Genomic DNA, 20158 nt, shown 5'->3' with positions numbered 1-20158 from the left:
TCATAAGATTTATATAGGATTGCCTGCTTTTTTATAATAGCTAAGGCTCTTCCTATAGAAATGATCACCCTATATTCCGAGCAGCAGGCGCTTCACTGCAATATACAAGAAGTTCTCAGTGGAGAACTGGTACCCAGCTTTGAAGTGGCAGGGCGAACTGAAATCGTTCTTAAGCACATTATGGCCAGAGGCCTTGGCCCGGTAATAAAACCGGATCATTTTATGATCGAGTCGGCTGCTCGTGTTCATACCAGGGAGTATGTGGATTTTCTGCAGGTCGCCTGGCAGCAGTGGCAGGAAACGTTTCCTGAAAGTACCACGCAGGCCATGCCTTACTGCCTTCCTGTCAGAAGGTTCCGGTCGATCTGTCCGGATCATATCGAAGGTAAGCTGGGTTATTACTCGTCAGATCTGACGGCTGCGATCGTAGAAGGCAGCTGGCAGGCGATCTGGGCCTCCGTTGAGTGTGCTCTTGCTGGCCAGCAACTGATTCAAAATGGTGAACGCTCTGTATTCAGTCTTTGTCGTCCACCAGGACACCATGCCAGTCAGGACCAGATGGGCGGCTACTGTTATTTGAACAATGCAGCGATTGCTGCACAGGCTTACCTGGATAATGGCTGTCAGCGAGTAGCTATCCTTGATGTGGATTATCACCATGGCAATGGTACTCAGTCGATTTTCTACGATCGTGCTGATGTTCTCTTCACTTCTGTCCATGCCGACCCATCTTGGGACTACCCCTATTTTCTGGGCTATTCGGAAGAGACTGGGGAAGGTGATGGTAAAGGTTTCAACCTTAACCTGCCCCTGGCCCTGAACAGTCACTGGTCTGACTATGAGCCAGCCCTGCAGAAAGCACTGGATAAAATTGCCGCTTATCAGCCAGACATTTTACTGATCTCTCTCGGCCTTGATAGCTACGAGGAGGATCCTATATCGTTCTTCAAACTGAAGTCTGATAATTACACAACGATGGGCCGCCTGATTGCGGAACTGGGTTTACCTACTCAATTTATTTTTGAGGGTGGGTACGCTGTTGATGCTCTGGGCACGAACACTGCCAATGTGCTTGAAGGGTTTCAACAATACAGAGCCTGAAAGGGCTTTAAATAATGGCTACTGAATTCAGTGGCCTTTTTTATGGGGCAGTCAAAGGACTGTATCACTCTTAACTTTCAACAGGAGTAATGATTGTTGAAAGCATTGATTTCCGGGTTGTTGTCTGTAGCGGTTTCCATCTCTGCCATCTCCATTGGTCATGCAGAAGAGAAGCCTCAACTGAATGTTTATAACTGGTCTCACTATATTGCCGAAAATACGGTATCTGACTTTGAGAAATCTACCGGTATAAACGTCACCTACAGTTTGTACGATAGCAATGAGATGCTGGAAGGGAAGCTGCTGGCAGGACGTTCAGGTTTTGATGTCGTGGTTCCCTCCAGTTACTTTGTGCCGAATCAGATTAAAGCCGGAGTTTACGAGGAGCTGGATAAGAGCCGTATTCCCAATTGGCAGAATCTGGATCCTATCCTGATGGAAAAGCTCGAAGCTTTTGACCCGGGCAACCGTTACACCATTCCTTATATGTGGGGTACATCTGGAATTGGTTATAATGTTGAGAAAGTGAAAGCAGTGCTGGGCGATGATGCCCCCCTTGATAGCTGGGACCTGATTCTCGATCCGGAGAATGCTGAGAAGTTGTCTTCCTGCGGTATCGCTATCCTTGATGATCCGATGGATGTTCTGGCGTCTATCATGGTTTATCAGGGCAAAGATCCAAACAGCAAGAACCCCAAGGACTGGCAGGCTGCGGGTGATCATCTCGCGAAGATTGTTCCTCATATTCGTTATTTCAGCTCTTCCCAGTTTGTAGATGGTCTGGCCAGTGGTGAAATCTGTGCCGCAATTGCATACTCAGGCGGTACCCTGCAGGCCTCCGAGCTGGGTAAAAAAGACGGGATTGATATTCGTTATTACATTCCCAAAGAAGGTGCGACCGTATGGTATGACGTTCTTGCCATGCCAAAAGACGCCATGAACAAGGAGAGTGCTTACCAGTTCCTGAATTATATTCTGGAGCCATCGGTAACTGCGGACATCAGTAACTACGTTGCTTATGCCAATGCTAACCGTAAGGCGACGCCTTTGGTGGATGAAGTGATGCGCAATAATGATGGTATCTATCCATCAGAAGCGCGGTTGAACTCTCTATTTGTGGTGAAGTCTCCGGACAAGAAGATTGTCCGAACGGTAACCCGTGCCTGGAATAGAGCGAAAACGGCAAGTAAAAGCTGAGAAAAGTAGATAATCAAAAAGGCCCTCAATTGAGGGCCTTTTTCTTAAATTGAAGGAATCAAAGCATCCGACGAAGCACATCATGCTCAGGCTTATCAAAAAAGCGATGCTTAATAGCTCCCAGAGTATGCAATACCACGATGCCCAGTAGAACGTAGGGGATGATTACGTGCATATCATGGAGTCGACCTGCCAGCTCTGGGTTCTTTTCCAGGAAGCTGGGCATCACCAGATTGAAGAGAGGCACATCACGACCGCCAGCGTCAGACATCATGTATCCACTCACTGGTACCAGGAACATAAAGAGATAAAGGAGCCAGTGCACCAGAGTTCCAAGTTTTCTCTGATAAGCGGGTATACTGTCGGGTAGCTTTGGAACCTTGCTGGCCCAGCGAATCACCAGACGGGCAAATAACAGGAAGATGATCAAAACACCGAAAGATTTGTGCCAGTGGTAAATATCATATTTATAGCTAACGCTGTCATCCAGCCCGACCATGTACCAGCCTGCACCTATAATCCCAAGGATAAGAAGGCCAACAATCCAGTGCATCAGTCGCATGAGTACGGGGTATTTATCAGAGTTGCTCATCGGTTCGACCTGTTTTTTTTAGGTAATACGGTATCGTAATTTATTATAGTGTTTTTGTGCTACAGCTATTCATTCCGAGGTTGTATCAAAGCGTATCAGCAGCCAGATTATCAGTCATTTGTGCCAATACCGAGATCCTCAGGGCGTCCCAGCCAGAAGGCACCGACCTCCTTCAGGTTGTAATTCACTATCCGCTTTTTTACAAAAGGCATCTCTGCAAGAACAGCATCGGCAGTTTCGGGTGTTGTCGCACGGACAAAAAATGCCACTGTACCTACTCTATGGCCAGTCTGGTCGGTTGGTTTTGGATCAATGTAGACATTTTCAATCTTGCCAGCTTTCCATAGTTTGAGCAGGCTGCCTGCCTGCTCTGAAAGAAGCGCATCAAAAGCTTTGCGGTCCGTAATTGATTTGGTATCCCAAGTTACCAGATAGAAATTGTTGTAGTTAATGGCTTTGGGAGTATTTTTGGTGAGGTCTGAGTTTTGAGCAGCCGCTACCTGCTGTATCGATGAACAGACAAGAAGCAGAAACATGAGAAGACATGGAGTTAGTTGTCGAAGGTAATTTCTGGATAGCCCCATTTTATGAATAACCGGGTACATTGGTGAATTCTCTCTAATGCTTGGAAAGGTGGCATTGCTGATGCCTTGCTGTTTTTAACTCTTTTTCCAGCTCAGCTTCAGAAACAGATGTAAACAGCATAACCTGCCCTTCCGTATCCACCAGTTTCAGCTTGTGATTTTCCTCAGTCATAGTGAATACGTTGCTGTGATCTGCCTGATTTTTCAGTTCCCATGTCCCTTTTTTCTGCCGGATACTCCCTTCTGCCCGATAAAGCTGACAATTACTGTCAAACAACAGCAGGGAAAAAGATTTCGGTCGATTCAGCTTCAAGCCACCATAAGGTGTTTCGGGATCTTTATTTTTAAGTACCCAGTATCCGGTAGGATGTGTTGGTTGTACGGCCAGGGCTGCGGTAACAGCACTGGACAGCAAAAAGCCGGAAATAAGGAGGGAGGCTCTGCGACAGGCAATTAACATAAAACCATACTTCCATTTGTGTGAACGGATGGAAGTATAGACTTTGGAATCTAAGACGTGAGTTTTATGCCCTTTATGGTTGGAATTGCAGGAGAGCTGCAACTCCAATGATCACGGGAATTAACCTGATTTATGGGCAATCTTATCAAGCGCAGCTGGATACTTTGCGTCAATCTCCTCGTTTGAACCAACGCTCAGACCCAAGTCTCTAACAAGACCATCCTTCAAACCATAAACCCAGCTGTTAACAGTAAGCTTCTGGCCACGCTCCCAGGCATCCTGAACAATGGTGGTCTGACACACGTTTAGCACTTGTTCCAGAACGTTAAGCTCGCACATTCTCTGGAACTGTTCATCGTCAGTACCAGCATTTTCAAGAAGCTCGGAGTGTTTCTTTTTTACGTCCTGAACATGTCTCAGCCAGTTATCAATCAGCCCCAGCTTGGAGTTGTTCATGGCTTCGCGTACACCGCCACAGCCGTAGTGTCCCGTAACAATGATGTGCTCGACCTTAAGGTAGTCAACCGCATATTGAAGAACAGAAAGGCAATTCAGGTCAGTATGGACCACCACATTGGCAACATTACGGTGCACAAATAACTCGCCAGGTAAAAGGCCAACGATTTCGTTGGCGGGTACCCGACTGTCTGCGCATCCGATCCACAGATACTTAGGTGCCTGCTGTTCTGACAGCTTTTCAAAAAAACCAGGATGTTCTTCACGAATGGACTTGGACCACTGGTTATTATTTTCAAGTAGGTTTTCCAGATTAGACATATTTTCCAGATCCATATTCCTGTTCCATAACTGGAGAACGTTATAGCAACTCCGCCGTGGCAAGACCAGCACTCTAATGTAAGAGGTTTGTAACCGAAAATACCGTTAAGTGATGTATTTGAAATGACTTGGATTGGTGCAAGTCAGGCGGAAAGCTTGATGCAGTTGCACCTCCATTGGTATCTCTGATCGAGTTTCACCCCCGGCAAAGACGTAAGTTGTTTGTCAGTCAGAATAAGCTAATGCCTTTAAATTCAGTTGGTTATCAATTTGGTCCGCACTTGGCATGCTTTCTGCTGGCTACCCGATAGTTCATCTCTGTACATGGACTGGAACCGGAAAAGAGTGATGCTTGATTACGGAGAGTCCAGTTCGAAGTAGAGAGATCTCTTATAGGGGGGAGGGAAGAATGAAGTGGTTAAAGCCTTTTAAAAAGGTATCAGTTCAACAGGTTTCTAAACTAAGCAAGGCCACTGTAATCAGTGCATTAATTGGGGTGAGTAGTGTTGCCAGTCATGCCAGCGCTAAGGCTGAGTTTGAGCTTGGCTATCCGGAAAAGGAAGAGTTGACTATAGGCTTTATTAAGCTGACGGATATGGCGCCCATTGCTATTGCTTATGAAAAGGGCTTTTTTGAAGATGAAGGGCTCTACGTCACGATTGAAGCACAGGCGAATTGGAAAGTGCTGCTCGATGGCGTGATTGATGGTCGTCTGGATGGTGCTCATATGCTGGCAGGCCAGCCGCTGGCCGCCACCATGGGATTTGGTACCAAGGCCAATATCATTACGCCATTCTCCATGGACCTGAATGGCAATGGGATCACTGTTTCCAATGAAATCTGGGATCAGATGAAGCCAAATATTCCCAAAATGGCCGATGGCCGCCCTCAGCACCCGATTAAAGCGGATGCCCTGAAACCGGTGGTTGAGAAATACCAGTCTGAAGGCAAGCCGTTTAATATGGGTATGGTTTTTCCCGTCTCTACCCACAATTATGAACTTCGCTACTGGCTGGCAGCCGGAGGTATTCACCCAGGATTTTATGCCCCTCATAAAGGGGATACTTCTGGGCAGATAGATGCCGATGCCCTTTTATCTGTCACTCCACCACCACAGATGCCATCCACCATGGAGGCTGGCACCATCTATGGTTACTGTGTGGGTGAGCCTTGGAATCAGCAGGCGGTCTTCAAGAACATTGGTGTGCCTGTGGTGACTGATTATGAAATCTGGAAAAACAATCCTGAGAAGGTGTTTGGGATTACCGAGGAGTTCTATAAAAAGTATCCCAATACCACCATCCGTCTGACGCGAGCCCTGATTCGGGCAGCCCAATGGCTGGATGCCAATGATAATGCCAACCGGCCTGAGGCGGTCAAAATCCTTTCGCAATCCAACTATGTTGGTGCTGACTACGAAGTCATCGCAAATAGCATGACAGGCACCTTTGAGTATGAGAAAGGCGACAAGAGACCTGTAGAAGATTTTAATGTCTTCTTCCGCTACAACGCTACTTACCCATATTACTCGGATGCGATCTGGTATCTCACTCAGATGCGTCGCTGGGGACAGATTTCAGATGATAAGAGCGATGAGTGGTACAAGGAGCTGGCAGCTAAAGTGTATCGTCCGGATATTTATGAAAAAGCGGCGCTATCATTGGTGGATGAAGCACTGGTCAGTCTGCAGGACTTCCCTGACTTCGAGTCAGAAGATGGTTTCCGCGACCCACAGACCCACTTTATCGACAACCTGGTCTACAACGGCAAAAAACCAAACGACTACATCAATCAGTTCACCATCGGTCTGAAGCAGGGTGACAGGATTTGATCCTGTTACCTGTCTTGAAGAGAAAGTGAAGGAGAGTGGATTATGACGGATGCCACGGTTGTCAGCCAGCCAGTGAATGGTGAACAGAGCAAGTCATCACCATTGCCTTTTCTTTCCGGGCTGAGTGCAAAAGCTGCTGTGAATCCCGGGAAGTTGTTCGGTGCGGTACTGATGCCCATTATCGGTATCGTTGCCTTTCTGATGCTCTGGTCAGGAGCTGCCCGGAATATTGATACCTCGTTAGGCAAATTTCCTGGACCTGCTGTTGTATGGGAGCAGTTTGGCTCTCTCTACCAGGAGCATATAACCGAGCGGGAAAAGGCAGAAGCGTTCTATGAGCGGCAGGAAAAACGTAATGCTGCCCGTGTCGCCAAAGATCCTGACTATGTTCCGAAAATCCGGGCCTATACCGGTAAGGAAACCTTTCTCGATCAGATTGTTACCAGTCTGGTGACTGTGATGAGTGGTTTTCTGCTGGCGGCTCTGATTGCAATACCCCTTGGTATTGCCGTAGGCCTCAACAAAACACTGCATGCTGCGGTGAACCCGATCATTCAGATTTTTAAACCGGTTTCTCCCCTGGCTTGGCTGCCGCTGGTGACCATGGTTGTCAGTGCTCTATATATCAGCCCTGATCCCCTGGTAGCCAAGTCTTTTTTAAATTCGATGATCACCGTCATGCTCTGCTGTCTGTGGCCAATGGTGATCAATACCTCGGTCGGTGTGTCTTCAATGGACAGTGATTTGTTAAACGTTAGTCGTGTACTACGACTGCCCGCACTTAAGCATGTTCAGAGAATTGTTCTACCTGCATCGGTGCCCATGATTTTTACCGGAATGCGGCTCTCCCTTGGGGTAGCCTGGATGGTACTGATCGCTGCGGAAATGCTGGCTCAGAGTCCAGGGCTGGGCAAGTTCGTCTGGGATGAGTTTCAGAATGGCAGTTCCAACTCTCTGGCGCGCATTATGGTTGCCGTCATCGTGATTGGTGTAATTGGCTTTGGCCTTGATCGAACCATGCTGCAGATTCAACGTTTTGTCTCCTGGGATAAATCAAAGGTCAGTCATTAGGCTCTGGTTTGAGCCACTGAGCCTGCAACCTTATGTCAACAGAGCCAAATAAAGGGAACCCAATTCATGAGTACACTGCTGGATATCAGTCATATCGATATGGTCTTTGATACACCGAAGGGCCCTTTTACCGCACTCAAAGGTGTTGACCTGAAAATAGCCCAAGGTGAGTTTGTCTCTCTGATAGGTCACTCAGGGTGTGGTAAGTCAACGGTGTTGAATATCGTGGCGGGGCTTCTGCAGGCCAGCAGCGGCGGTGTGATTTTAAATGGTCGGGAGGTTTCCGAGCCTGGTCCTGATCGGGCTGTAGTTTTTCAGAATCATTCTCTCCTTCCCTGGCTGACGGCTTATCAGAATGTTGAGCTAGCGGTGAAACAGGTGTTTGGCCGTTCTAAAACCAAAGCCGAGATCAAAAACTGGATTGAGCATAATCTGCAACTGGTTCATATGGATCACGCCATGCATAAGCGCCCGGATGAAATCAGTGGAGGCATGAAGCAGCGGGTAGGTATTGCCCGGGCACTGGCCATGCAGCCGGAGATACTGTTGATGGATGAACCATTTGGTGCTTTGGATGCACTCACCCGGGCTCATATGCAGGACTCTCTGATGGAAATCCAGCAGGAGCTGAATAACACAGTGATCATGATCACCCATGATGTGGATGAAGCTGTTTTGTTGTCAGACCGTATCGTGATGATGAGCAATGGTCCCGCCGCCACGGTGGGGGAGATTCTTGAGATTAACCTGGAAAGGCCCCGTGACCGTTTGGAGTTGGCACAGGATACGGAATATACACGACTGCGCTCAGAAGTCTTGAAGTTCCTTTATGAGAAGCAAAGGAAGGTCGAACCCATTGCTAAATCCAGGGCTAAGAAAAAGCTGGAGGAAAGCAGGCAGCATGAAGCTGCTTAAGGAGACAGGAAGTGCTCTGTAACTGCTACAGAGCACTTAAAGCTATTATCGGTACAGGTTTACCTGATCCCGTAATTTGACAGCTGCATTCCTTGCTGCCTCGGCAAAGTCATCGCCACCACTGGCATAAATAATGCCACGAGATGAGTTCACGATGATTCCCTTACCCTCGCTGTTGAGGCCATTTTTAACGGTTGCCTCAACGTCACCGCCCTGAGCCCCAAGACCAGGTACCAGAAATGTCATATCTCCGGTAATTTCCCGGATACGCTTTAATTCAGTTGGGTTTGTTGCGCCAACAACCAGCAGAATGTTGTTGTTTCCATTCCACTGCTCCTTGCACATTCTGGCGATGACTTCGTAGAGCATGGCGGTGTTGCCATTCTCTACGGAAGAGTCCTGCTGGACTAGCAGGTTCTGGATAGCTGCAGCGCCAGGGTTGGAGGTTCGGCAAAGAACAACAGTGCCTTTATCAGCATAACTTGAGAATGGCTCTATGGTATCAATTCCCATATAGGGGTTTACGGTTACCGCATCGGCCTGGTAGCGCTCAAAGGCTTCAATGGCATACTGACTGGCAGTACTGCCAATATCACCACGCTTGGAGTCGAGAATAACCGGGATATCAGGATATTGAGTACGAATGTAATCAATCGTCATGGCCAGCTGATCTTCTGCACCGCAGGCATGGTAATAGGCAGCCTGAGGCTTATAAGAGCAGACAAGGTCAGCTGTTGCATCAATAATGGCTTTATTGAATTCAAAGATAGGCTTTTCCATCGCCTGAATCGATGCAGGAAAGCGCTCGGGTGAAGGATCAAGGCCTACGCACAACAGAGAGTTGTTTTTCTCCATGGCAGCCTGAACCCGATCAAGAAACCCCATTTTAAACCTCAGCGTTATCTAAAAAGTGCTGAGCGGGGAGTCTAGCAGTATCCGTCAGCTTTTACATGCCCTGTATGGCTGCTTCATAGGCTAATTAGAGTAATCACCGGAGCAAGTGAAATTGCCTAACATTTGTATAAGCCTAACCTCCTTACTTTACCATTTTACTCCACTATTCTTGGGCGCTGTATTTGCCATTTTCCTGTTTCAATCTGTTGATTAAAGTAACTTGCTCGAGATAACAAGCTTATGTGTTGTAGATGCTCTAAAGTGAGTTCTGCTGAAATATCATAGTCAAGGCCTGTCTCTGTGTGTGCATTAAACTCTTCCATCGTAACTGTCTTGGATAAGTCATATTGCTTTACATGAGATGCCCTTAAACGGGCTACATTCTGCTTTATTGACTCCCTATGTTCAGGAAGAAAGTAACGCTCATTGTAAGGTGAGCTATTGCAGGCATTCACCATCACTTTATGTATATGCTCTTCAGAACAGGGGACCGGTAAACCAAACCCAATGAAAGTCTTCTCTCCTTGCGCTTCACCAGAATAAACCACATTCCATGCTGCCATAGGGCCATATGGGTCTTTGTATTGGTAAAAAGGATGATTTCTGAAAGAGTAACAATGACCTGAAACTAAAGGCTCAGAGCGCTTTATGCTCGGAAATTCAAAAAGTAAAGTAATATAGTCGTTTTTATTATTAAGGTTAGCACTTATTCGGAACTTAACCTGACGTAAGATTTCGTCAAAACGCTTGTCCCCCACAACATCAAGCACTGCTCTATAAGCCGAATAGTTTATTGCCTGACCACAATCAAAAAAACAGAGAGCTTCTGGCAGTTTTAACAATGTCTCGCTGGGTGTCAGTTGAGAGTTTGGTGGCCTAACATAGCAAAAAGGTCTTGCTTTAGCTTCTCTTGAAAATCGATCAATATCCTTTTGTAGCACCATCAACGTTCTTTGAGATTCAGCTTTAGATTTCAGTGTCGGAGGGTAGCCTTCTGAGAAAGCTTGCTTTTTGCGCAGCAGAGATAATGTTTTGTCCAAAAGAGGGTTGGTTGATTGCAATTCTTCAAGAAACTCAAGGTATTGATTCGGGTAGTGAAACCCTTTATTCAAACAGGCCAGTGCCAGCTGTTCTTCATTCCTGTCAACGATCCCTTCTTTAAGGTGTTGAATGTATTGTTTGATTACTTTCACACTATAGGCCTGGGCGTCACATACCATCTTCATATGGTGTACCAGCCGTTCATTAAGCTGTGCCTGGGTTCTGATGGGAAGGTAGTGACAGTCCAGGTCGGCTGGCGGCAGCTTCTTTTCAACAGGTACGACGGCTGCTTTTGAGTTTTGTGGACTTTCTGACACGCTCTTTTCGGGTGTTTTAGTAAGAATGGCCAGTGGGTCAGAGCTTAAGGGGGCTGACGCCTGCATAAATAATTAGACCTGTAGTCATAGAATTTTAAGATAGTGATGTTCTTATGACTGGTCTAATAGTAAATGGTTTCCTTTAGGTGGAAAAATAATATGACTCATTACTGGACTTATTTTAGCCTCTCATAACTGCTATCTAGACAAGCTGAGTTATGAGAGTGCCGAGAACAGTCAGCTTGAGTAGAATGGTTAGCCCATTTTCACGTGTTTAGGATGCTCTCTAACTCGTTTGATCCAGGCCATGATAAAAGGAAAGTCAGTCAGGCCATATCCGCCTTCTGGCGCAACGTGTGTATAGCCGTACAGGCTGATATCGGCAATGGTCATCCGGTCACCAACCAGCCAGTCGTGGTGCTCCAGGTGAGTTTCCATAACCTGCAGTGCCTTGTAACCACTGGCTTTCTTTGCCTGAAGTGTTGCCTCATGTTTCTTGGGCCTGCCCAGGTATTTCACGATAAACCGGGCTGTTGCGATATAAGGCTCATGGCTGTACTGCTCAAAAAACTGCCACTGCAGAACTTTTGCCCTGAGGAAAGGGTCCGAAGGTAAGTAGTCTGTGCCGTCAGCCAGGTAGTTCAGGATGGCATTGGATTCCCACAGATAATTCCCATCGGGCAATTCCATTACCGGAATCTTACCATTGGGATTCATCGCCAGAAACTCATCGGTATGGGTGCCTCCACCCAAAATATTGATGTGCTCCCACTCACACTCAATATCAAGATGGCTCATCAGTAGCTTAATCTTATAGCAGTTGCCGGACTGAGCATCTCCGTAAACTTTGTACACAGGCTTCCTCCTGTTTGCCAAGGTTCAAGCCGTCATTCGTACTCTTTATTTAAAGACGACGCAAGTTCAATTTGTAGGTTGGTGATGACAGCGGGGAAGCGTTCGGGGTATTTGGTGGTTTTATAAAGACTGCGTGATAAACGACACTGTTCAGTCTTTTATAAAGAGTGGGCTTTTAAAAGCTGCCACCTATAAAATGCAGACTTTTCTGAGAATATAAGGTGTTTGGAATGATTGATAATGATGACTTGATGGGTGGTGAAGCGGTCATCGAAATAGTAGAGAATCAGCTGGCAGAAAATAACCCGCCAAGGGTGAAAGAAACGCTGATGCGGCTCATGCTTGAGGGGATCGACAGAGAAGAAGCAATTCAATACATAGCCTGTGCCTTGTGCGTTGAACTGGTGGATGTGGTTAATAATCAAGCTGCATTTAATGAGCAGCGATACAACACTAACCTGAATGCTCTACCAGAGATGCCATGGGTAGAGGAACTCTGAAAAAACGCTCCTTACTTATTATCATCAACTATTTTGTCTCTTCCTGATTTTAATAATTGAGTCATACCGCTTAAACCATCATAAAAAACAGGGTTGTTGCCTGATGGTTTAGGGCTATTTTGCAGTGTATGGCTCTTGCTTTTGTAGGTAAGACAAAATGCAGAATATCCTGCTGTTCAGCCTGTGTTCCTTTGTCTGGGGTTCGACATGGTATGCCATTACTTTTCAGTTGGGTGATGTTGATCCTCTATGGTCTATCAGTTACCGATTTCTCCTGGCTGGCCTTATTTTAATGGCGGTCTGCTTCCTGCAGCGGGCTCCTGTCCAATTCACTGTGCGACAACATCTCAGAATATTTCTGCAGGGTATTTGCTTCTGCGGTATTTCTTACTGGCTGGTGTATCTCAGTGAGCTCTATATCAATAGTGCACAGTCTGCGCTGGTGTGTACCAGTATGCTCTATCTCAACGTCATCATTGGCCGCTTCTGGCTTGGGAATCCGGTCCGTTTGCCTGTAGTCATTGGTGGAGTGCTTGGTTCTCTGGGAATCGTGATGGTCTTTCTGCCTGAGTTAGCGAGTAGTCTGACGACTGATCTGATGAAAGGTATTGTTATGGCGTTTGTTGGCTGTATATTTTTTTCAATTGGCAGTTTGATATGTGAAATCAATAAAAAAAGTGGGCTTCCTTTATTACCTGTAGTAATGACGGCGATGATGTACAGTTCAATATTTACTGCAGTCTTTGCACTTTCCCTGGGAAAACTGCCTTCGTTTCAATGGAGCAAACCTTATGTGTTTTCTTTGCTGTACCTTGCTTTATTCGGATCGATTCTGGCAATGACCTCCTATGTTGCCCTGATTGGGCGAATTGGTGCTGATCGCACGGCCTATGTAGATATTATTTATCCAATCATCGCTTTATTTATTGCTACCATGTTTGAAGGCTATCAGTGGACGACATTGAGCTTGCTGGGGGTTCTGGTTGTCCTTGCTGGTAACTATATCGCGCTTGGGGTGAATTTTGATAAAGCGCACATCGCTAAATAAACTGCACTTCAGCGGGGAGAAGGCAATTTCTGTTGATTTTTTGAGGCCCTGTGTGGAGTGGGTTATATCGATAGAAAATGAAGCTTAGCTAGTCGCACTGAAAGTCCATAGGGATTAAGTCAGTATCCGTTATTTTTACTGCAGTAAATGACGCGACTTCACCAGCGGGAGATTTACCTTCACTGTGAGACAAAACTCTCAGAACTGAGCCAGTTATGGCCAGTGCCTGATTTTGGGCACCATGCATAGTAGGCTCAAGTTGAGCAGAATAGTCGTATTGCCATGGCTCATGGTCAACGATACCTTTCCCTGTTAGGTCAAAGGTATGTTTTCCATCAGGCCGTACACTTTTTTGGCCAGATATTTCAAGTTGCCAGCCATTGTTCCCTATACAGCCAGTCACTTCACCTCCGTCAATTGTCAGAGTCAAATACCCTTTGCCAAATTGCAGCTTATTAAATTCGGTATCAAGGTTCTGATCGTTTTTAAATGACCGATAGACCCATACACCACTCAATGAAGAGTTAGAGTAATAAGCAATAGGTGAGGCTATTGCTGAGATGCTCAAACTAAGCAGTATTGGCGTAAATAATAATGAAGTTGAATAACCTTTTCTATTTAAAGGCTTGAAGAGCATTGCAATAACTTCCTCAATAAAAGTACAAGTAAAACCATAAGTATTCACAATATTATCAATTACTATCTGACTGGTTGCTAAAGAATGCTTTATTAGTTGAATAGTTTTTATATACGATAAAAAATAATATAGACGACAATTTAATACGAGCTAAACTACTGAAACAGTAGTAGCTATCAAGCTCGGTCGTGTTTCATGAATGAGTATTCATCTTTGCTTATACGCAGCATTGATTTAGCAAGGCAACGGGCTAATCGGGGGCAATTGCCATTTTCAGCTTTGCTTGCACGGGAAGACCAAGTGCTGTTAGAAGCAGGAAATACTGCGAATGCTGATGGTGATGTGGCTCGGCATGCAGTTATGAATCTGATCACCAAAGCGCATCAGCAGCTCTCTCTGAATGAGCTGAAGCAATGTACCCTGTTTGTCAGCTCTGAACCATGTGCAATGTGTTCTGGAGCTATTTACTGGGCTGGTATTTCAAGGGTTGTATTTGGTTGCAGTGGAAAAGCCCTTCAACAGATTGCCGGACAATCCATCAATGTGAGCTGTCGGGATATTTTTAATAAATGCCATCCAGTAATTGAATCTATAGGCCCACTTGAAGAAGAGCTGGCTGCAGAGCTGATAATGGAATTCTGGCCACACCCTTCATGACTTAACTCATTAATTATAAAACTCAGACAGCCGGTTATCAGTCCAGCTCCATAAGGTTTTCGCCTGGACACTATCTTTGGCCTGTTTCCCCAATTTCCTGACTTTAGAGTTAGCATAATAAAAACCATTTTGGCCATCAGCTTTTGGCTCAAAGGCTACGTACAAGGTCGTTGCTGCACCTTGTTCCGGTGTCTTGAAAAATGGCCGTAGCATCGGAAATAAAAAACGACTGAGGATGGTGTTATCCCCAGAGCCGAGATTGGTGTTTACTGCGCCAGGGTGAACGGTATAAGTATTTACAGGGTGTTGGGAAAGCTGCTCAGCTAGCTCAAGGTTGAACAGCATGAGGGCCAGCTTTGAGTGGCCATAAACCGGGAAAGTTTTAAATCCCTTCTCGGCATTGATATTTTCAAAATCGATGCGCTTTGCCATCTTATAGCCTTCAGAGCTGACATTAATAATTCGGCTATTGTTATCTGTTTGATCGCCAGAGCTTTTAAGTAAAGGAAGGAGCTGGCTTGTCAGCAAGAAAACGCTCAGGTAGTTAACGGCAAACATTGCCTCATAGCCATCTTGAGTCATCTCATGAGTCGTATTAATAATACCTGCGTTATTGATGAGCAGGTGAAGTGACTTTCCTGAGTTGATATAGCTGTGGCTTGCCTTACGGACATCTTCCAGAGAAGTCAGGTCTGCGAGAATAATATCAACGTCATGATTACCCGTTTCTTCAGTGATACGCTGCTTCAGGGATTCGCCCTTTGCTGGATTGCGGCAGATCAGAGTGGTGTGATAACCACGCTTTGCAACTCCAATAGCTGTTGGAATACCGATACCACTGGTAGCTCCGGTAATAAGTGCATATTTCTTTTTTTTCACTTTTGTCATCCCTTTATTTTTCGAATATCTTCCGTTATGGAAAGAGCTTCTCTGGCTTAATCCGTTGGCAACTCTAACACAGTAATAAAAAGGTTGTGTTAACACCTTGTTTTTTAAGCACCGAGTTTATACGGTAGGTTTAACATAAGTGATCTTATAGAAGGTTGAAAAAATGATTTACTTATATTGACGAAAATATCCACTTTAAGATTCTTTGTTTTTATCTAAACGACATAGAAAAATTTTGATTTAGTTATAATTGGATGGAGAGAGCAGTAATTAAAAGAGTGGGCTTGTTTATGTCCTGCGTATCAGTCCTTGTATGAACGAAAGAATGCCCAAGGGGCAGAAGCCTACCCCTGACAGCATTAACTTTCCCCTTTCAGCTTACGCTTAAGAATGTTGTAAATTTCCTGTTGGTCCTTGCTGTGAACAAATCGCAGTGCTTCTCTCAGTGTGGGCAGGCTGCCGGCAATCATAGGGCAGTCTAATAACTGGTCGAGTTTTTCCATGTGCAGGATATCCGGACGTACCTGTTTGACTGGCGTTTCTTTAATCTCCGAGCTACCCATTACCAGTTCTGCCAGACTGATCTGGTTGAGTAAGCTTTTAATGCCAATTAGTGCAAAAGCCAAATGTTGGCGTGAGTGCGGGAATGGGTTATTGATGCCATAGCAGATCATCCGGCTGTACATCTCGATTTGCACAAGTGCACTGTCATGACAGCCCAGAGGGTTATCTATGCTGTCCATACTATCCAGACCGAGCATATCCTGGCTTAGGTCCTGTATGGTTAACTCCTGCTGACCGAAAACTGGCTTGATCGATTCCATGGCTTTACTCCCCTACAAGTCATTTTCAGTCTTTTATATCATTGATTTTGAAGAAGATTGTCTAACAAAGCTGCCAGTATCGCTGACCAAGCGGAAAATCAGGCCAATTATTCGCAAATAAGCAGTAAATTAATAAGAATCATCAGGATAAATGCCCCTGTGTTTGATGAGTTTCCAAGTCATGCACCTCTTCCTATGGATTCAGTCTTTTCTCAAGGGCTTCTTTGCCATCAATAAGCAAGGCCTGCTCTCGCATGGAAGATCTCAGCAGAAAATTAGTTAGTGGTCTAAAATATTTCTCTGTAGCTAATTTGAAACTTGTTAATTTTGAGTGTGGTTTTGCTGTAGTTTGATGATTTTATTCAATGTTTTTGTATTGATGTGTAATGCTATGTTGGTTAGACTTCTAATCAATTGGCTGTTAAATAATAAGAATGTGCTGAAAGTTAGTGTTCCATTTATCTATCAATATATGCCTTTTGATAGATTCTGTTCATGGTTTCATCTTATTAAATCCATGGCTCTCAGGCCGCTGCTCCTGCCAGATCTATCCGCCCAAAGTCTCCAATGCAGTGTTTGGCGTTTTAGTAATTCTTGCCTGTGGTTTTTTATGAATAGGGCTTCGCAGCGTTCTATTGATAAATCTCTGGTTGAACAGCTTTTTAAAAACAAGACGAAGTAGTACGGAGAAACTTGATGCGCCTCAGAAACTTTGTGGATGGCGACTATTGCAGTAACAGTAGCGGTGAGACATTTGAGGTTATTAATCCTGCGACTGGACAAGTTGCTTATCAGGCTGAAGTGGCTGATGAGGCGATCAGACTGGCAGCAATTAGCAGTGCCCGCCGGGGATTTGAACAGTGGTCGGCCATGACTGGCATAGAACGCAGTCGTATTCTGCAAAAAGCGGTACTTCTGTTAAGAGAGCGCAATGATCAGCTGGCGGCTATTGAGGTGGAAGATACCGGTAAGTCCTGGCAGGAAGCATCGGTTGTGGATGTCGTTACCGGTGCTGACTCAATTGAATTTTTTGCTGGGCTCGCTCCTGCCATCGAGGGCAACCAGCAAAGCCTGGGTGACGATTTTTATTATACCTGCCGCGAGCCGTTGGGGATCTGTGCAGGTATTGGGGCCTGGAATTACCCCCTGCAGATTGCCTGCTGGAAATCAGCTCCTGCACTGGCCTGTGGTAACAGCATGATCTTCAAACCTTCAGAAGAGACGCCACATGGTGCCCTTAAGCTGGCCGAAATCTTTATTGAGGCGGGTGTACCGGAAGGTGTGTTCAATGTTGTGCTGGGGGATGCCGAGGTTGGCAAGTGGCTGACCGGGCATCCTGATATCTCAAAAGTGTCGTTCACTGGGGAAGTGAATACCGGCAGACAAGTCATGTCTGCTGCAGCCTCTTCACTGAAAGAAGTCACCATGGAACTTGGTGGTAAATCTCCTCTGATTATTTTTGAAGATGCAGACCTGGACGAAGCAGTATCTGCGGCGATGCTGGGTAATTTTTATACTCAGGGAGAAATCTGTACCAATGGAACCAGAGTATTTGTGCATCGTTCAGTTTATGACGCGTTTGTTGAAAAGCTGCTGACTCGTACCCGCAATAATATTGTGGCTGGTGATCCAATGGACCCTGCTACCAATTTCGGAGCCCTGATTTCCGAGAAGCATCATCGAGTGGTATTGGACTTTATTCAGTCCGGGCTGGATGAAGGGGCAACCCTGCTTGAGGGTGGTAATCCATTGTCGCCTGAAAACGCGTCCGGTGGTTATTTTGTAGCGCCAACCATTTTTACCGACTGCCATGATGATATGACCATTGTTCGTCAGGAGATTTTTGGGCCAGTCATGTCGCTGCTGGTATTTGACGATGAGCCAGAGGTGGTACATAGGGCCAATAACACCACTTACGGTCTGGCCGCGGGTGTCTATACCCAGGATATCCGGCGTGCTCATCGGGTTACCCAGCAACTGGAGGCCGGAATCTGCTGGATTAACAGCTACGGGCTATCGCCGGCGGAGATGCCTGTGGGTGGGTACAAATTGTCCGGTATCGGCCGTGAGAACGGCATGGAAACCCTTCGTCACTATACGCAGTTGAAGTCTGTCTATGTGGGCATGACACCACTGGAAAGCCCATTTTAACAAAAAAGACAGAGCTATTTATGTCCACATCATCGAACAATCTTTCCACTTACGATTACATCATTGTTGGTGCTGGCTCGGCGGGTTGTGTGCTGGCGAACCGTTTGACGGAAGACCCTGCGGTTAATGTGTTGCTGCTGGAGAATGGGGGCAGTGATCGCAGTCTGTTTATTCAAATGCCAACTGCACTTTCTATTCCCATGAATACCGAGAAATTTGCCTGGCAGTTTGAAACTGAACCAGAGCCTTTCCTCGATAACCGTCGTATGCACTGTCCTCGAGGCAAAGTACTGGGGGGCTCGTCATCCATTAACGGCATGGTCTACGTACGTGGTCATGCACGGGACTTTGATGAATGGCAGAGCCATGGAGCCGAAGGCTGGAGCTATGCACACTGCCTGCCTTATTTCAGGAAAGCAGAAACCTGGGCATTTGGCGGTGATGATTATCGTGGGGATAGCGGCCCTCTGGGGGTGAACAACGGCAACGAGATGAAGAACCCCCTTTATCAGGCCTTTGTCGATGCGGGTGTAGAGGCCGGTTACTTTTCTACCGATGATTACAATGGCCGTCAGCAGGAAGGGTTTGGTCCCATGCACATGACGGTGAAGAATGGACGTCGGTGGTCAACTGCTAACGCTTATCTCCGGCCAGCCATGACACGCCCGAACCTGACGGTTGTTACCCATGCGCTGGTACATAAAGTCTTACTTGAAGAAAAAATTGCCGTTGGTATCCGCTATGAACGCAAGGGTAACGTTCAGGAAGTGCGTGCAAAGCGGGAGGTGATTCTTTCTGCTGGCTCTATTGGCTCTCCACATCTTTTGCAGTTGTCGGGCATTGGGCCGAAAGCGGTGCTGGAAGAGGCGGGCATTGCAGTACAGCATGAACTGCCTGGCGTAGGAGAAAACCTGCAGGATCATCTGGAGTTTTATTTCCAGTTCAAGTGTAAGCAGCCCATCACCCTGAACGGCAAACTGAATTGGTTCAGTAAGGGACTGATCGGTGCCCGCTGGTTACTTGATCGAAAAGGCCTTGGAGCCACGAACCATTTTGAGTCCTGTGGTTTTATCCGTTCCAAAGCGGGTGTGGAGTGGCCAGATCTTCAGTATCACTTTTTGCCGGCGGCCATGCGTTATGACGGGCGAAGTGCCTTTGACGGGCATGGTTTCCAGGTACATATCGGGCATAACAAGCCTAAGAGCCGTGGCTGGATAAGGGCGAAAAGTGCCAACCCATCGGATAATCCGGAAATACAGTTCAACTATCTCGAACATGAAGTGGACAGAGAGGGCTTCCGTGACTGTGTTCGCCTGACCCGCGAGATTATCAATCAGCCAGCGTTTGACCCCTTTCGAGGTGATGAAATTCAGCCGGGTAATGGTGTAAAGACAGATGCTGAAATCGATGCATTTGTCCGTAGTGCTGTGGAGAGTGCTTATCACCCATCCTGCTCTTGTCGCATGGGCAGTGATGATCTGGCTGTTGTTGACCCTGAAACCCGTGTCCATGGAATATCCCGACTGCGTGTAGTCGACTCTTCCATCTTTCCAACGATTCCCAACGGGAACCTGAATTCGCCCACTATCATGGTTGCGGAAAAAGCTGCGGATATTATTCGAGGCAAAGGCTCTCTGAGTCCATCTGACGCTGTGGTTGGTATGGATGAAAGCTGGCTTGAACGACAACGCTCGGGGAGCCCTGAGCGTGTTGCGATGTAAGTTCTGGGGCTGGTGACGGATACCCGGCCAAACGGTGTGTTGTTCTGATCATTTATAACAACAGGGGCAGCACACAGACCGAATAATAATAAACAAG

General features: G+C 46.3%; 20 protein-coding genes. 10 read left to right on the top strand and 10 right to left on the bottom strand.

Features of this window, described 5'->3' with window-relative positions:
- Positions 1–60: 60 nt before the first annotated feature.
- Together GV64_RS01235 and GV64_RS01230 are read left to right on the top strand one after the other, a co-directional pair.
- Entirely contained in the window at positions 61–1101 is a 1041-nt protein-coding gene (locus GV64_RS01235) for a histone deacetylase family protein (protein WP_020582016.1), read from the top strand.
- A 93-nt stretch (positions 1102–1194) separates the two neighbouring features.
- Complete coding sequence (locus GV64_RS01230) at positions 1195–2298, top strand: extracellular solute-binding protein (RefSeq protein WP_020582017.1); 1104 nt, start codon at positions 1195–1197, stop codon at positions 2296–2298.
- A gap of 58 nt (positions 2299–2356) precedes the next feature.
- Here the strand turns inward: GV64_RS01230 and GV64_RS01225 are convergent, their stop codons facing one another.
- The 4 genes from GV64_RS01225 to can form a co-directional block, all read right to left on the bottom strand.
- Positions 2357–2890, bottom strand: a complete 534-nt coding sequence (locus GV64_RS01225) for a cytochrome b (protein WP_020582018.1) — start codon at positions 2888–2890, stop codon at positions 2357–2359.
- Between the two features lie 110 nt (positions 2891–3000).
- Positions 3001–3426, bottom strand: coding sequence for a hypothetical protein (locus tag GV64_RS01220; RefSeq protein WP_020582019.1), 426 nt, complete (start codon positions 3424–3426; stop codon positions 3001–3003).
- Between the two features lie 82 nt (positions 3427–3508).
- Positions 3509–3934, bottom strand: a complete 426-nt coding sequence (locus GV64_RS01215; RefSeq protein WP_020582020.1) for a hypothetical protein — start codon at positions 3932–3934, stop codon at positions 3509–3511.
- Positions 3935–4054: 120 nt separating this feature from the next.
- Complete coding sequence (gene can, locus GV64_RS01210; protein WP_020582021.1) at positions 4055–4726, bottom strand: carbonate dehydratase; 672 nt, start codon at positions 4724–4726, stop codon at positions 4055–4057.
- A 394-nt stretch (positions 4727–5120) separates the two neighbouring features.
- Between can and GV64_RS01205 the strand changes: the two genes are divergently transcribed.
- The 3 genes from GV64_RS01205 (at position 5121) to GV64_RS01195 (ending at position 8528) form a co-directional block, all read left to right on the top strand.
- A complete protein-coding gene (locus tag GV64_RS01205) occupies positions 5121–6542 on the top strand; it encodes a CmpA/NrtA family ABC transporter substrate-binding protein (RefSeq protein ID WP_034843897.1) in 1422 nt (473 codons plus the stop codon).
- Between the two features lie 42 nt (positions 6543–6584).
- Complete coding sequence (locus GV64_RS01200; protein ID WP_020582023.1) at positions 6585–7613, top strand: ABC transporter permease; 1029 nt, start codon at positions 6585–6587, stop codon at positions 7611–7613.
- Positions 7614–7679: 66 nt separating this feature from the next.
- Entirely contained in the window at positions 7680–8528 is an 849-nt protein-coding gene (locus GV64_RS01195; RefSeq protein ID WP_020582024.1) for an ABC transporter ATP-binding protein, read from the top strand.
- 45 nt (positions 8529–8573) lie between these two features.
- Here the strand turns inward: GV64_RS01195 and pyrF are convergent, their stop codons facing one another.
- The 3 genes from pyrF to GV64_RS01180 form a co-directional block, all read right to left on the bottom strand.
- On the bottom strand, positions 8574–9413 hold the full coding sequence (pyrF, locus tag GV64_RS01190; protein WP_020582025.1) for an orotidine-5'-phosphate decarboxylase: 840 nt from the start codon (positions 9411–9413) through the stop codon (positions 8574–8576).
- 164 nt (positions 9414–9577) lie between these two features.
- A complete protein-coding gene (locus GV64_RS01185) occupies positions 9578–10615 on the bottom strand; it encodes a hypothetical protein (protein ID WP_152553890.1) in 1038 nt (345 codons plus the stop codon).
- A gap of 420 nt (positions 10616–11035) precedes the next feature.
- Complete coding sequence (locus tag GV64_RS01180; RefSeq protein WP_020582027.1) at positions 11036–11635, bottom strand: glutathione S-transferase family protein; 600 nt, start codon at positions 11633–11635, stop codon at positions 11036–11038.
- 230 nt (positions 11636–11865) lie between these two features.
- Here GV64_RS01180 and GV64_RS01175 point away from each other — a divergent pair, with 230 nt between their 5' ends.
- Together GV64_RS01175 and GV64_RS01170 are read left to right on the top strand one after the other, a co-directional pair.
- Entirely contained in the window at positions 11866–12135 is a 270-nt protein-coding gene (locus tag GV64_RS01175; RefSeq protein ID WP_020582028.1) for a hypothetical protein, read from the top strand.
- Positions 12136–12292: 157 nt separating this feature from the next.
- Positions 12293–13183, top strand: coding sequence for a DMT family transporter (locus GV64_RS01170; protein ID WP_020582029.1), 891 nt, complete (start codon positions 12293–12295; stop codon positions 13181–13183).
- A gap of 88 nt (positions 13184–13271) precedes the next feature.
- On the opposite strand, the gene GV64_RS01165 is transcribed toward GV64_RS01170, so the two are convergent.
- Positions 13272–13868 (bottom strand): hypothetical protein, encoded by a 597-nt coding sequence (locus GV64_RS01165; RefSeq protein WP_152553889.1) that lies wholly within the window; start codon positions 13866–13868, stop codon positions 13272–13274.
- A gap of 147 nt (positions 13869–14015) precedes the next feature.
- Here GV64_RS01165 and GV64_RS01160 point away from each other — a divergent pair, with 147 nt between their 5' ends.
- Positions 14016–14477, top strand: coding sequence for a nucleoside deaminase (locus GV64_RS01160; RefSeq protein ID WP_020582031.1), 462 nt, complete (start codon positions 14016–14018; stop codon positions 14475–14477).
- A 9-nt stretch (positions 14478–14486) separates the two neighbouring features.
- Here the strand turns inward: GV64_RS01160 and GV64_RS01155 are convergent, their stop codons facing one another.
- Both GV64_RS01155 and GV64_RS01150 read right to left on the bottom strand, forming a co-directional pair.
- Positions 14487–15356: an SDR family NAD(P)-dependent oxidoreductase gene (locus GV64_RS01155; RefSeq protein WP_020582032.1), complete on the bottom strand. Its 870-nt coding sequence runs from the start codon at positions 15354–15356 to the stop codon at positions 14487–14489.
- A 368-nt stretch (positions 15357–15724) separates the two neighbouring features.
- Positions 15725–16189 (bottom strand): hypothetical protein, encoded by a 465-nt coding sequence (locus GV64_RS01150; RefSeq protein WP_020582033.1) that lies wholly within the window; start codon positions 16187–16189, stop codon positions 15725–15727.
- A gap of 696 nt (positions 16190–16885) precedes the next feature.
- Between GV64_RS01150 and betB the strand changes: the two genes are divergently transcribed.
- A complete protein-coding gene (betB, locus tag GV64_RS01145) occupies positions 16886–18340 on the top strand; it encodes a betaine-aldehyde dehydrogenase (protein ID WP_020582036.1) in 1455 nt (484 codons plus the stop codon).
- 20 nt (positions 18341–18360) lie between these two features.
- The gene (betA, locus tag GV64_RS01140) at positions 18361–20061 is read left to right on the top strand and encodes a choline dehydrogenase (RefSeq protein WP_020582037.1); all 1701 of its coding nucleotides are present in this window, start codon (positions 18361–18363) and stop codon (positions 20059–20061) included.
- Positions 20062–20158 lie beyond the last annotated feature (97 nt).

The sequence above is a fragment of the Endozoicomonas elysicola genome (genome assembly GCF_000710775.1).
Classification (GTDB): Bacteria; Pseudomonadota; Gammaproteobacteria; order Pseudomonadales; family Endozoicomonadaceae; genus Endozoicomonas; species Endozoicomonas elysicola.
Note: the sequence above shows the minus strand (reverse complement) of the source record. Positions and strands in the feature narration are given on the sequence as shown.